Origin of the sequence: Allobosea sp., from assembly GCF_048595345.1 — a bacterium.
In the GTDB taxonomy this organism is placed as follows: Bacteria; Pseudomonadota; Alphaproteobacteria; order Rhizobiales; family Beijerinckiaceae; genus Allobosea.
The window spans coordinates 19,554-32,695 of sequence record NZ_JBMDWH010000236.1; the positions used below are offsets into that span (position 1 = coordinate 19,554).

The 13,142-nt window shown below is 67.4% G+C and carries 17 protein-coding genes; 15 read left to right on the forward strand and 2 right to left on the reverse strand.

The genetic code is table 11. From position 1 onward, the window contains the following. The first annotated feature begins 44 nt into the window (after positions 1–44). Positions 45–1,022 carry a transcriptional regulator FtrA gene (gene ftrA / locus ACOJTB_RS20740; RefSeq protein WP_420104417.1) on the forward strand — a complete coding sequence of 326 codons (978 nt, stop codon included), beginning with the start codon at positions 45–47 and terminating at the stop codon, positions 1,020–1,022. A gap of 230 nt (positions 1,023–1,252) precedes the next feature. Beyond that, positions 1,253–1,768, forward strand: a complete 516-nt coding sequence (pal, locus tag ACOJTB_RS20745; RefSeq protein WP_420104418.1) for a peptidoglycan-associated lipoprotein Pal — start codon at positions 1,253–1,255, stop codon at positions 1,766–1,768. A gap of 84 nt (positions 1,769–1,852) precedes the next feature. Here the strand turns inward: pal and ACOJTB_RS20750 are convergent, their stop codons facing one another. Both ACOJTB_RS20750 and ACOJTB_RS20755 read right to left on the reverse strand, forming a co-directional pair. Next, on the reverse strand, positions 1,853–2,221 hold the full coding sequence (locus tag ACOJTB_RS20750) for a cell division protein ZapA (protein WP_420104419.1): 369 nt from the start codon (positions 2,219–2,221) through the stop codon (positions 1,853–1,855). 35 nt (positions 2,222–2,256) lie between these two features. After that, the gene (locus tag ACOJTB_RS20755) at positions 2,257–2,577 is read right to left on the reverse strand and encodes a DUF4164 family protein (protein ID WP_420104420.1); all 321 of its coding nucleotides are present in this window, start codon (positions 2,575–2,577) and stop codon (positions 2,257–2,259) included. 304 nt (positions 2,578–2,881) lie between these two features. Between ACOJTB_RS20755 and tkt the strand changes: the two genes are divergently transcribed. From tkt to ACOJTB_RS20820, 13 genes are all read left to right on the forward strand, one after another. Next, positions 2,882–4,942, forward strand: a complete 2,061-nt coding sequence (gene tkt / locus ACOJTB_RS20760) for a transketolase (RefSeq protein WP_465248416.1) — start codon at positions 2,882–2,884, stop codon at positions 4,940–4,942. Positions 4,943–5,028: 86 nt separating this feature from the next. After that, positions 5,029–5,310, forward strand: coding sequence for a type II toxin-antitoxin system ParD family antitoxin (locus tag ACOJTB_RS20765; RefSeq protein ID WP_420104422.1), 282 nt, complete (start codon positions 5,029–5,031; stop codon positions 5,308–5,310). Next, positions 5,307–5,609 carry a type II toxin-antitoxin system RelE/ParE family toxin gene (locus tag ACOJTB_RS20770; protein ID WP_420104423.1) on the forward strand — a complete coding sequence of 101 codons (303 nt, stop codon included), beginning with the start codon at positions 5,307–5,309 and terminating at the stop codon, positions 5,607–5,609. The genes ACOJTB_RS20765 and ACOJTB_RS20770 overlap by 4 nt, the downstream gene beginning before the upstream one ends. 120 nt (positions 5,610–5,729) lie before the next feature. Next, complete coding sequence (gene gap, locus ACOJTB_RS20775; RefSeq protein ID WP_420104424.1) at positions 5,730–6,740, forward strand: type I glyceraldehyde-3-phosphate dehydrogenase; 1,011 nt, start codon at positions 5,730–5,732, stop codon at positions 6,738–6,740. A 68-nt stretch (positions 6,741–6,808) separates the two neighbouring features. After that, entirely contained in the window at positions 6,809–7,270 is a 462-nt protein-coding gene (locus ACOJTB_RS20780) for a hypothetical protein (RefSeq protein WP_420104425.1), read from the forward strand. Then, positions 7,267–8,460 (forward strand): phosphoglycerate kinase, encoded by a 1,194-nt coding sequence (locus ACOJTB_RS20785; protein WP_420104426.1) that lies wholly within the window; start codon positions 7,267–7,269, stop codon positions 8,458–8,460. Before ACOJTB_RS20780 ends, ACOJTB_RS20785 begins: the two co-directional genes overlap by 4 nt. A 17-nt stretch (positions 8,461–8,477) precedes the next feature. Beyond that, positions 8,478–8,927 carry an NUDIX domain-containing protein gene (locus ACOJTB_RS20790; protein ID WP_420104427.1) on the forward strand — a complete coding sequence of 150 codons (450 nt, stop codon included), beginning with the start codon at positions 8,478–8,480 and terminating at the stop codon, positions 8,925–8,927. Positions 8,928–9,035: 108 nt separating this feature from the next. After that, complete coding sequence (locus ACOJTB_RS20795; protein WP_420104428.1) at positions 9,036–9,269, forward strand: hypothetical protein; 234 nt, start codon at positions 9,036–9,038, stop codon at positions 9,267–9,269. 123 nt (positions 9,270–9,392) lie between these two features. Continuing rightward, the gene (gene fba / locus ACOJTB_RS20800; protein WP_420104429.1) at positions 9,393–10,469 is read left to right on the forward strand and encodes a class II fructose-bisphosphate aldolase; all 1,077 of its coding nucleotides are present in this window, start codon (positions 9,393–9,395) and stop codon (positions 10,467–10,469) included. Between the two features lie 178 nt (positions 10,470–10,647). After that, entirely contained in the window at positions 10,648–11,238 is a 591-nt protein-coding gene (locus ACOJTB_RS20805; RefSeq protein WP_420104430.1) for a TetR/AcrR family transcriptional regulator, read from the forward strand. A 24-nt stretch (positions 11,239–11,262) separates the two neighbouring features. Further along, positions 11,263–11,550, forward strand: coding sequence for a YciI family protein (locus ACOJTB_RS20810; protein ID WP_420104431.1), 288 nt, complete (start codon positions 11,263–11,265; stop codon positions 11,548–11,550). A 109-nt stretch (positions 11,551–11,659) separates the two neighbouring features. Beyond that, on the forward strand, positions 11,660–12,814 hold the full coding sequence (locus tag ACOJTB_RS20815) for a benzoate/H(+) symporter BenE family transporter (RefSeq protein ID WP_420104432.1): 1,155 nt from the start codon (positions 11,660–11,662) through the stop codon (positions 12,812–12,814). Beyond that, positions 12,811–13,142: thiamine phosphate synthase (locus ACOJTB_RS20820; RefSeq protein WP_420104433.1), on the forward strand; the 332-nt coding region annotated here is incomplete at its 3' end. The genes ACOJTB_RS20815 and ACOJTB_RS20820, both read left to right, overlap by 4 nt.

Consider the following 13,142-nt stretch of genomic DNA (forward strand, 5'->3'; position numbering starts at 1 on the left):
GATACGCCTTGCCATTGGCACGAACGACATTATACGGGCAGATCATGCCAAATACGACCGGCCCCCTCGTCGTCGCCCTGCTCTATGACGGGCTCTGCACCTTCGAATTCGGCATCGTCGCCGAAATCTTCGGCTTGGCGCGCCCTGAAATGGGAGAGGGCTGGTACCGTTTTGCCAGCTGCGCGATCGAGGACGGGCCGCTGCGAGCCCATGGCGGTTTTCGGCTGACGGCCGATCACGGGCCGGACCTGATCGACCAGGCGGATCTGATCGTGGTGCCGGGCTGGAAAGGCGCAGGCGAGCCGGTGCCGGACGCGCTCTGCGAGCGCCTGCGGCGGGCCCATGCGCGCGGCGCCCGGCTCGCTTCGATCTGCTCCGGCGCTTTCGTCCTTGCCGCGGCGGGTCTGCTGGACGGCAAGGCGGCGACCACGCATTGGCGCTATGCTGGCGCCTTGCGCGAGCGCTATCCGGCGGTCGCGGTGGATCATGCCTCGCTCTACCGGGGCGAGGACCGCATCTTCACCTCAGCCGGCAGCGCCGCCGGCATCGACCTGCTGATCGAGATCGTCAGGCGTGATTTCGGTGCGGCGGCGGCCAATTCCGTGGCGCGCCGGCTGGTGATGCCGGCCCACCGCTCCGGCGGGCAGGCGCAGTTCCTCGAGCGTCCCGTCGCCCTGCGCCGCCAGTCGGACGTCTCCCCCCTGCTCGACCGGTTGCGCACCGATCTGCGGCGGGACTGGACCATCCAGGAGATGGCGGCGGCATGCCATATGAGCCTGCGCACCTTCCTCCGGCGGTTCGGGGAGGCGACCGGGTCTCCGCCGGGCGAGTGGCTGACCGGCGAGCGCATCGAGGGGGCGAAGGCCCTCCTGGTCGAGGGCGGGATCGGGCTCGACGAGATCGCCCTTGCCGTCGGGTTCGGCACGCCGGACACGCTGCGCCACCATTTCCGCAGGCGCGTCGGCATCAGCCCACGCGAATTCCGCGCGCGCTTCGCCGCAAACGCGGATGCGAGCGCGTGACCCGCCCGGCGGCGCGCACTGTCGCCCATACGCCACGCTCGGATGCGGATGTGACTTTTCTCAGATTTGGTTAACCATACGCCGCAATGCCGCCACTTCGCCTTGATCTGGCAAGGTCTCGTTTAGGTTGACGGTTCATTGATGGGCTCGATTTTCAACGCCTTGCCCGCAGCCGGCGCCAAGCCCCCGCTCAGAAGACCCCGAAGATCAGATCGCCCGGAGTTCAGCCCATGTTGACCAGCCTCTTTTCCGGCGGCCGCGCCGTCCGCTTTGCCGCCGCCCTCGCCTGCACGCTCGCGCTCGGCGCCTGCGCCAAGGACCAGAACGCCGACGCCAATGGCGGCTCGGGCTTCGGGGCCGGCGGCGCCGCCACGCCGGGCAGCGCTCAGGATTTCGTCGTCAATGTCGGCGACCGCGTCTTCTTCGAGACCGACTCCACCGACCTGACCTCGACCGCCACCGCCACGCTCGACAAGCAGGCCGGCTGGCTGCAGCGCTATCCGCGCTACACCTTCACCGTCGAGGGCCATGCCGACGAGCGCGGCACGCGCGAATACAATTACTCGCTCGGCGCCCGCCGCGCCCAGACCGTGCGCGACTACCTCGCCTCGCGCGGCATCCCCGCCAACCGCATCCGCACCATCTCCTACGGCAAGGAGCGCCCGGTCGCGGTCTGCAACGACATCTCCTGCTGGTCGCAGAACCGCCGCGCCGTCACGGTGCTGGATGGTGCCGGCGGCGTCTGAGCGTCCTCATCCCTGCTGGGAAAACGAAGCCCCGGACGGCGACGTCCGGGGCTTTTTCCATTCGAGACAGGTCGCTGGCTCGACCTAGCCCGCCGGCGCCGGCACGAGGCTCTTCGCCACGCCCTCGATGCGTTCGGCCGCTGCGACCAGCGCTTCCGCCGCGCGGTCCTCGACCTCGCTGAGCCGCTGATCGGCCGCGCCGGCATCGCCGCGGATTGCAGCGAGTTCCGCCTCCAGCTTCTGCGCGCGCTTGTTGGCCTCGTGCAGATCGTCGGCGACCATCAGCGCCGCCATGACGTGCAGGCGCATGTCGCCGATCTCGCCGAAGGCCTGCCGCATCTCACCGATCTTCTCGTCATAGAAGCGCGCCAGCCCTTCGAGATGCGCTTCCTCGCCATCGCCGCAGGCCATGCGATAGGCCTTTCCGGCGATCGTGACGTTGACTTGCGGCATGGGCACTCCTTCTCACGCCTTCTCTGCGGAAAGCGTCACTCCGTCTCGTCGCTCGCTGTCTCGTCCTCGGCCGGCTGCTGCGCCTGCACGCGCTCGATCACGGCGCCGATGACGCCGAGCGCACGCTGCAGCCGCTGATCGACATCGGCGGCCGCCGTCTCGACATGGCCGAGCCGCGCCATCGCGCCGTCGAGTTCGGCGGCGAGCCGCGCCCGGTCGTCCTGCATCAGGGCGAGTTCGGTTTCGAGATTGCCGCGACCGCGCTCGGCTTCGATCCGCCGACGCGCTGCCGCTTCAAGCTGCCCGAGCGCCCCATCGAGACGCGCCAGCGCATTGTCCAGCATCAGGCTCGCCACCGTCGCCCTCCCTGTCGGACCGAAGCCGGCTCACACGATTCGATGCCCAAATCTACAGCATGGCGACGCAGAACACGAACGGCCCGGCAAGCCAAAAGCCAGCCGCACAAGGACTTGTCCCCATGCCTTCGCATGCGAGATCGGCTTCACCCTGCCGAAGCAGCAGGCAGCCGGCCCTAAAGCGCGGCTGGCGAATTGACTCGGCTTCGGCCGCAGGCCTAATCCACCCCGTCCCTTTCGCCATCATCGCGGCTGTCCCCATACCGGCCGCGCCATCACGCTGCCTTGCCACGCCGCCTTGCCCCTGCCGCGTTCCCCATGCAGCACGCAAGGCGAGCCTGCCGCCCGCCAGACGGAGCCCGAGACGATGACCACCACCGACCGCACCCAGCACGACAAGCTCGCCAACGCCATTCGCGGCCTGGCGATGGACGGCGTCGAGAAGGCCAAGTCCGGCCATCCCGGCCTGCCGATGGGGGCCGCGGACATGGCGACCGTGCTCTTCACCCGCATCATGACCTATGACGCGGCCGATCCGCGCTGGCCTGACCGCGACCGTTTCGTGCTCTCCGCCGGCCATGGCTCGATGCTGCTCTACTCGGTGCTCTACCTCACCGGGAACGGCAATCTGGAGCTGGAGGATCTGAAGAAGTTCCGCGCGCTCGAATCCAAGACGCCCGGCCATCCCGAGAATTTCCACACGCTCGGCGTCGAGACCACGACCGGCCCGCTCGGCCAGGGCCTCGCGACCGCCGTCGGCATGGCGATGGCCGAGCGCATGCTCGCCGCCGAATTCGGCAGGAAGATCGTCGATCACCACACCTATGTGCTGGCCTCCGACGGAGACCTGATGGAGGGCATCAGCCAGGAGGCGATCGCGCTCGCCGGCCATCAGAAGCTCAACAAGCTGATCGTGCTCTGGGACGACAACGGCATCTCGATCGACGGCCCGCTGACCATCACCGACAATGTCGACCAGGTCGCGCGCTTCAAGGCGGCCGGCTGGCGCTCCGAGCGGGTCGATGGCCATGATCCCGATGCGATCGAAGCCGCGATCCGCCGCGCCCAGAAATCCAACAAGCCGACCATGATCGCCTGCAAGACGATCATCGGCTTCGGTGCGCCGAAGAAGCAGGGCACCTCAAAGGCCCATGGCGAGGCTCTGGGCGCCGAGGAACTCGCCGCCGCCAAGCAGAATCTCGGCATCACCGGCGGCCCCTTCGAGGTGCCGGCCGAGGTGCTCAAGGCCTGGCGCGGCTTCGGCGCCGCCGGCGCCAAGGCGCATGCCGAGTGGAAGGAGCGCTTCGCCGCGCTCTCCGAGCGCAAGCGTGCCGAGTTCGAGCGCCGCCTTGCTCACACCGTGCCGGCCAAGCTCGACAAGGCGATCCTCGCCCACAAGAAGAGCCTCATCGCCAGCCCGCAGACCGTCGCTACGCGCAAGGCCTCGGAACTGGCGCTCGAGGCCATCACCCCGGTGATGCCGGAGCTGGTGATGGGCTCCGCCGACCTGACCCCCTCCAACAACACGCGCACCAAGGCGGCCGAGGACTTCACGCCCAAGACCCCCAAGGGCCGCTATGTCCGCTACGGCATCCGTGAGCACGGCATGGCCGCGGCGATGAACGGCATCACGCTCCATGGCGGTTTCCGAACCGGCGGCGGCACCTTCCTCGTCTTCGCGGACTATGCCCGCCCCTCGATGCGCCTCGCCGCGCTGATGGGCCTGCCGGTGGTCTATGTCATGACCCACGACTCGATCGGCCTCGGCGAAGACGGCCCGACCCACCAGCCGGTCGAGCAGATCGCGTCCCTGCGTGCGATGCCGAACATGCGCGTCTTCCGCCCGGCCGATGCTGTGGAGACGGCAGAGGCCTGGCAGCTCGCGCTGGAGCGCCTCGACGGGCCGACCGTTCTCGCCCTCTCGCGACAGAACCTGACCCAGCTGCGCACCGACGCCTCCGCGAAGAACAGGCTCGCGACCGGAGCCTATGAGCTGTTCGCGGCCGAGGGCGGCAAGGCGCAGGTCTCGCTCTTCGCCTCGGGCTCCGAAGTCGAGATCGCGGTCAATGCGCGCAAGCTCCTGGCCGAAAAGGGCGTGCGCGCCCGCGTCGTCTCGGTGCCCTCGCTCGAATTGCTCCTTGCGCAGGACGAGGCGACGCAAGCCGAGATCATCGGCACCGCCCCGGTCAGGATCGCGGTCGAGGCCGGCGTGCGCTTCGGCTGGGATGCGGTGATCGGCCATGACGGTAGCTTCGTCGGCATGCACTCCTTCGGCGCCAGCGGCCCCTTCAAGGAGGTCTACCAGCATTTCGGCATTACGCCGGAGGCGGTCGCCGACGCCGCGATGAAGCGTCACAACGGATAGGGTTGATCGTCACCTTCGATGGCGGCGAATGTGCAACGGAGATCGCGGTATGATAATGACATACCGCGATGACGGGAGAGAGCCGCATGTCCGGAGTGCAGAAACGAACCTTCAGTCTTCCCGCCGAGCAGGCCGCATTCATCGATGCCCAGGTCGAAGCCGGCTCGTTTGCGACGGCGAGCGAGGTCATACGGGCCGGATTAAGAGCCCTTCAGGAGCGTGATGCCGCTGTCGAGCGATGGCTCCGCGAGGATGTGGCAACGACCTATGACAGCTGGAAAGCCGGTGAAGGTGACGGACTATCGCCGCAGGACGTGGCGGAACGGATGCGAAAGCGTCACGAGGCGCGTCTGAAAGACGGAGCGTGAGACAGCGACGTGTCATCTACACGCCGGACGCCACGACCGATCTGGAGTGGATTTACGACACCATTGCAACAGCCCGCAGTCCATTGGTGGCTTCCCGCTACGAACAGCGCATTCGCGATTTCTGTCAGCGGCTCGAATACGGCGCGGAACGCGGTACCTCGCGGGCCGATATCCGGCCGGGATTGCAGGTCGTCGGCTTCGAACGGCGCGTCACGGTTGCAATCGTTGCCGAGGACGACCGCGTTGTCATTTTGCGGATCTTCTATGGCGGCCGGGATTGGGCGAATGATTTCCCGTGACACCACACACAATGCCCGCCGCTGATTTTAAACCCAAGGGCTTGCAATCGGTCACGCTTTGGCCGAATTGCCCGCGTGAATGGCGCATACGGCGCGTTTCGGTTCTGGAGAGGTAAGAAGATGACGGTCAAGGTGGCGATCAACGGATTCGGCCGCATCGGGCGCAACGTGCTGCGCGCGATCATCGAGTCGAAGCGCAAGGACATCGAGGTCGTCGCGATCAACGATCTGGGTCCGGTCGAGACCAACGCCCATCTCTTCCGCTTCGATTCCGTGCATGGCCGCTTCCCCGGCACGGTGACCGTCTCCGGCGACACGATCGACGTCGGCCGCGGCCCGATCAAGGTCACCGCGGTGCGCGACCCCAAGGAGCTGCCGCATCGCGAGCTCGGCGTCGACATCGCGCTGGAATGCACCGGCATCTTCACCACGCGCGAGAAGGCCGCGGCGCATCTGGCCGCCGGCGCCAAGCGCGTCCTGGTCTCGGCCCCCTGCGACGGCGCCGACCTGACGGTGGTCTTCGGCGTCAACCAGCACGAGCTGAACAAGGATCACCTGGTCGTCTCGAACGCCTCCTGCACCACCAACTGCCTCGCCCCGGTGGTCCGCGTGCTCCATGACGCCGTCGGCATCGACAAGGGCTTCATGACCACGATCCACGCCTATACCGGCGACCAGCCGACGCTCGACACGATGCACAAGGATCTCTACCGCGCCCGCGCCGCCGCGATGTCGATGATCCCGACCTCGACCGGCGCCGCCAAGGCGATCGGCCTCGTCATCCCCGAGCTCAAGGGCCGTCTCGACGGCACCTCGATCCGCGTGCCGACGCCGAACGTCTCGGTCGTCGATTTCAAGTTCCTGGCCAAGCGCAAGACCTCGGTCGAGAAGATCAACGAGGCCATCATCAAGGCCAGCAAGCGCGGTCCGCTGAAGGGCATCCTCGGCGTCACCGACCAGCCCAACGTCTCGATCGACTTCAACCACGACGCGCATTCCTCGACCTTCGCCCTCGACCAGACCAAGGTGATGGACGAGAAGTTCGTCCGCATCCTCTCCTGGTACGACAATGAATGGGGCTTCTCGAACCGCATGAGCGACACCGCCGTCGCCATGGGCGCCCTGCTCTGACCCAAGTCTGAGGCGAGGCCGCGCGACCCCGCGCTGCCTCGCTCCTGTCCGAGACCCACGGAGAGACCATGGCCAAGATCGAGCCCACCGTCCTGCCCGCGGCCCATGCCGACAAGCCGCTGACGGCGTCACCCGCATCCGCCCCGGCCTCCACCGCACCGCTCCCTGCAGAGACCATGACCGCAAGCCAGGCCGACACCACCGATCCGCGCAAGCTCGACCAGCTCTCCCGCATCGAGGACAAGACCGCCCGCATCGAGGAGAAGTTCGCGCGCTACGAGGCCGTCCTGACCCGCGCCGAAGCCTCGCTGGAGCGCAGCGCCCACAAGGTCGACGCCGCAGCCGGCACCATGGATTTCGCCGCGATCCGCGGCGAGGTCGCAGCGCTGCGCGCGCGCATCGACTCCACCCCGCGCGTCGGCACCCTGTTCGTGACCGCGATCGTCACTGCCCTGCTGACCGTCGCATTGACCGTGCTCGTGCTGCGCTTCGGCGTGCCCGGCCTGTTCGGGAGTCTGCTGATCCGATGACCGCCTTCCGCACCCTCGACGACGCCGATCTCGCCGGCAAGCGCGCCCTCGTCCGCGTCGATCTCAATGTGCCGATGGACAACGGCGCCGTCAGCGACACCACCCGCATCGACCGCATCCTGCCGACGATCCGCGAGATCTCGGACAAGGGCGCCAAGGTCATCCTGCTCGCGCATTTCGGCCGGCCCAAGGGCCGCGACGACAAGAACAGCCTGAAGCAGGTCGTCCCCGCGCTGGCCCATGCGCTCGGCCGCCCCGTCACCTTCGTCGAGGACTGCATCGGCGAGGATGTCGCCAAGGCCGTCTCCGCGGCGAAGGACGGCGACGTGCTGCTGCTGGAGAACACCCGCTTCCACGCCGGCGACGAGAAAAACGACCCCGACTTCGTCAAGGCGCTCGCCACCAATGGCGATCTCTACGTCAATGACGCCTTCTCGGCCGCCCACCGCGCCCATGCTTCGACCGAAGGCCTCGCCCATGCGCTGCCCGCCTATGCCGGCCGCACCATGCAGGCGGAACTGGAAGCCCTCTCTGCCGGGCTTGACAACCCCGCCCGCCCGGTGATGGCGATCGTCGGCGGCGCCAAGGTCTCCACCAAGCTCGACCTGCTCGGCAACCTCGTGAAGAAGGTCGATGTCCTCGTCATCGGCGGCGGCATGGCCAACACCTTCCTCGCGGCGCGCGGGCTCGATGTCGGCAAGTCGCTCTGCGAGCATGATCTCACCGGCACCGCTCGCGAGATCGAGGAGAAGGCGAAGGCCGCCGGCTGCCAGATCATGCTGCCGGTCGATGCGATGGCCGCGCGCGAGTTCAAGGCCCATGCCGAGCACCGCATCGTACCGGTCGGCGAGGTCGCGGCCGACGAGATGATCCTCGATGCCGGGCCGCGCTCGGTCGAAGAGGTCGTGGCCAGGCTCGGAACGGTCAAGACGCTGGTCTGGAACGGCCCCTTCGGCGCCTTCGAGCTGCCGCCCTTCGACAAGGCCACCGTCACCGTCGCCAAGGCGGCGGCCAAGCGCGTGCAGGACGGTGCGCTGGTCGCGGTCGCCGGCGGCGGCGATACCGTCTCGGCGATGAACCATGCCGGCGTCGCCGAGCAGCTGACCTATGTCTCGACGGCAGGCGGCGCCTTCCTCGAATGGATGGAAGGCAAGCCTCTGCCCGGCGTCGAAGCGCTGCGGAAGGGCTGAGAGGCTAGGGACGGGCCATGGCGAAACGGGAGCGTTTCCGCTTCGACGCATCCGTCTTCGCCATCGTCCGGCGCGGCGACACCGTGCTGAGCCTGCGGCGCGGAGCCACGGGCTGGCTCGACGGTCATTGGAGCCTGCCGGCGGGAGCCTATGACGGCGGCGAAACCTTCGTCGAGGCGGCCTGCCGCGAATTGCGCGAGGAAACCGGGCTGATCGCCGAGCCTGGGCTCTGCCGCCTCGTGCACACGCAACAGGTCTTCCTGCGTGCGAGCGAATGGCTCGCGCTCTACGTCGAGATGCCTTCGGTCGCAGGCGAGCCTGGCCTCGCCGAGCCGGACAAGCATGATCGCCTGGACTGGCGGCGGTTTGGAAGCGACGGCGAGCCGGTCGTGCCCTATGTCGCCGCAGCCTTGGCCGAAATGTCGAAAGCCTCGACCTTCTCCGTCTATCGGTTAGATGCGCTCTGAGATGCGCCCAGGTTAGGCCTACACCGACGCTTGCGGCCCGTCGTGTTTATGGTATGTTCCCTTTCGTCACCGGCGGAGGCGGCAATGAGCGCGAACGTGCAGACGGCGATGTTCGATATCCTGAAGTCGATTCAGGCTGACATCTCGTCTTTTCGAGCGGAAGTGAACGCCCGTTTCGAGAAGGTCGAGAATCGCTTCGTTGGGCTGGAAGAGCTCATCCGCAAGCAGCGTCGCGACACGGCCGGCCTGCTCGTCATGGCGAAGGGCACCGCCGGTCATTTCGCCGAGGAGCTGGCCGCTGTCGAGGAGCGCGTGAAAGTCCTCGAAGCGCGCGGCCGTTGAGGGGCTGCCGGCGCTCGCGGCGCAGCCTGCGGCTTTAAGCCTTTCCGCCGCTTTCGCTTTGCGCTTCCCCGCCATCCGCACTACATCCTCCCCCATCCGTTTGCCTTCAAGGGGAGTGCCGTCGTGGCCCGCATCACGCTTCGCCAATTGCTCGATCATGCCGCCGAGAACGACTACGGCGTGCCGGCCTTCAACATCAACAATATGGAGCAGGCCCTGGCGATCATGGCGGCGGCGGACAAGACCGACGCGCCCGTGATCATCCAGGCCTCGCGCGGCGCCCGTTCCTACGCCAACGACATCATGCTCAAGCACATGATGGACGCCGTCACCGAGATCTACCCGCATATCCCGGTCTGCGTGCATCTCGACCACGGCAACGAGCCCGCGACCTGCATGACCGCGATCCAGGCCGGCTTCACCTCGGTGATGATGGACGGCTCGCTCAAGGCCGACGGCAAGACCCCCGGCGATTGGGACTACAATGTCGGCGTGACGAAGACCGTCACCGAGATGGCCCATCTCGGCGGCATCTCGGTGGAAGGAGAGCTCGGCGTGCTCGGCTCCCTGGAATCCGGCGAGGGCGAGAAGGAGGACGGCCACGGCTTCGAGGGCAAGCTCTCCCATGACCAGCTGCTGACCAATCCGGAAGAGGCGGTGAAGTTCGTCGCCGAGACCAAGGTCGATGCGCTCGCCATCGCCATGGGCACCTCGCACGGCGCCTACAAGTTCACCCGCAAGCCCGACGGCGCGATCCTGGCGATGCATGTCATCGAGGAGATCCACAAGAAGCTGCCGAACATGCACCTCGTCATGCACGGCTCGTCCAGCGTTCCGCAGGACCTGCAGGACATCATCAACCAGTATGGCGGCAAGATGCCCCAGACCTGGGGCGTGCCAGTCGAGGAGATCCAGCGCGGCATCAAGCACGGCGTGCGCAAGATCAACATCGACACCGACAACCGCATGGCGATGACCGGTCAGATCCGCAAGATCCTCTCCGAGAACCCGGGCGAATTCGACCCGCGCAAATATCTGAAGCCCGCCATGGAAGCGATGACCAAGCTCTGCAAGCAGCGCCTGGAAGAGTTCAACACCGCCGGCCAGGCCTCCAAGATCAAGCGCGTGCTGACCACCGCCGACATGGCCAAGCGCTACGCCAAGGGCGAGCTGGACCCGACCTTCCAAGCCTCGGCCTGAACACCGCGCCGCGCGGCGCCCGCCGCGAGCCAGCCCTGGGCCTTACCACGCACGTCGCCGGTCCCCCGGCGGCGTTTTTCGTTGCGGCCTCACCGGTCTTGACGACCTAGGTCAATCGTCCTAAAGACAGCACTAGGACGATTGACCTAAAGTTGGAACAACGATCGGAAGTAGCAGGATGAGTGCCGCCGACACCCGCCAGCAGATCGTCGAAGCCGCTGATAAGCTGTTCTACGAACAGGGCTTCGAGACCACGGCCTTTGCCGACATCGCAGCGGCCACCCGACTGTCGCGCGGCAATTTCTATTATCATTTCAAGACGAAGGACGAGATTCTCGCGGCCGTCGTCGCTCTTCGGCTGGACCGCACGCGGCAGATGCTCGATCACTGGCGAGAGAGGGCCTGCGGCCCGCGCGACGCGCTGCGCAGCTTCGCGCAGATGCTCATCGCCAACCGGGAGGCCATCATGCGCCATGGCTGCCCGGTCGGCACGCTCTGCGCCGAGCTTGCGAAGCTCGACCATGGCGGACTTGCTCAGGCGACCGACGTGTTCGTCCTCTTCCGGCGCTGGCTCGCCGAGCAGTTCGTCGCTCTCGGCCGTGCGCCGGATGCCCACGACCTGGCCTTGCACCTTCTCATGCGCAGCCAGGGCATTGCTGCGCTCGCCAATGCCTTCGGTGACGAGACCTTCATCCGGCGCGAGGTCGCCGCGATTGAGCAGTGGCTCGACAGCGAGTGTCCTGTGATCGCGGCAGACCCCGCGGAATAACCCGACCCTTCCGAGGCAACCGTCATGTTCATCGTCATCCTCCGCTTTTCCGCCAACAAGGCGCGAGCGCCGCAGCTGATGCAGGCGCACAACGAATGGATCCAGCGTGGCTTCGCCGACGGCGTCTTTCTCCTGACCGGGAGCCTTGAGTCTGGATCGGGCGGTCTTGTACTCGCCACCGCGACCGGGCGCGACGCGCTGGAAGCCCGGCTGGAAGAGGACCCCTTCGTGGCGCAGGATGTGGTGAAGGCGGAGATCATCGGGATTACTCCTGGCCGCGCCGACGAAAGGCTGGCCTTCTTGCTCGGCTGACACCCATACCGGCCTTGCGCCTGCGGACGGACGCGACACCCCTCAAGCGCACTTCCGGAAGCCTTCCTTCTCTGGTTGAAGGGCGGCTTCCGCTAAAGCTGAAGTGCCAATGTCCATCCTCTTCTCCGCTCTCGTCGCGGTCTTCGTCGGCTTCGCGGCCTCGATCGCCGTCATTCTCTCCGCTGCGCAGGCGATGGGAGCGAGCCCCGCCCAGACGGTGTCCTGGGTCGCGGCTCTCGCCATCGGCACCGGCCTGCCGAGCCTCTGGCTCTCCTGGCGCTATCGCCAGCCGATGATTTGCGCCTGGTCGACGCCGGGCGCGGCGCTGATCGCGGCCGCCAGCGGTTTCGATCTGGCGGCCGGCATCGGCGCCTTCCTGCTGGCGGCGCTGCTGATGATGGTGACGTCCGCCTTCGGGCCGCTCGGCCGGCTGATCGAGCGCATTCCGATGCCGATCGCCTCGGCCATGCTGGCTGGCGTGATCTTCCGCTTCGTCGTCGCGGTGTTCGACGAGATGCGCGTCTCGCCCGGCCTCGTGCTCCCGCTGCTGGCGATCTTTTTCGTCGCGCGGCTCGTCAGTCCCTTTCTGGGCGTGATCGCCGCGCTCGCGGCGGGCATCGCGATCAGCTTCGCCGGAGGGCTCGCTCACTGGCCGGCCGGTCCGATCGCCTGGACCAGCCTCGAAATCGTCACACCCCGGCTCGATATGGCGGCGATGCTCGGCATCGGCGTCCCGCTCTATCTCGTCACCATGGCGGCCCAGAACCTTCCGGGCTTCGCCGTGCTGCGCGCCGCCGGCTACCAGCCGCCGACGGCGCCGATCCTGCTGGCGACGGGGCTGGCCTCGCTCGTCACCGCGCCCTTCGGCGCGCATATGTCGAACCTCGCTGCGATCAGCGCCTCGATCTGCACCGGACCCGACACCCATCCCGACCCTGCCCAGCGCTGGAAGGCCGGCATGATCTATGGCGTCTGCTATCTCGCCATCGCCGGCTGCGCCGGGCTGTTGATCGCCCTGCTGCTGGCCCTGCCCAAGGCGCTGATCGTCACGGTGGCGGGCCTCGGCCTGCTCGGCTCCTTCACGGGCGCCCTCGGACAGGCCATGAGCGCCGACCGCGAGCGCCTGGCGGCAGCGGTGGCCTTTGCCGTTGCAGCGTCGAGCCTCAGCCTTTTCGGGGTCGGCTCCGCGTTCTGGAGTCTCGTCGCCGGGCTTGCGGTCTTGACATTGGACGCGGTCGCGGGCCGTTTGCGCAGCCGATCATGACCACACAAGCTCCCCTCACCCGCCTGATGCTCGTCACCCCGCCCGTCGCCGACGCGGAGGCGATGGCGTTCCGCCTGATGCAGGCCATGGCCGGCGGCGACGTCGCGGCCATTCTGCTCAGGCTCGCCCCCGGCGACGACCGCAGCCGCATCGAGCGCGTCAAGCGCCTGGCCGGCCCGGTCCAGGCCAATGGCGTCGCCCTCGTCGTCGAGGACAACGCGATGGTCGCGGCCCGCGGCGGCGCCGACGGCGTGCATCTCACCGGCGGTCCCGCCGCCGTGGCGGAGGCCCGCTCGAGCCTGAAGACCGAGCGGATCATCGGCGCCGG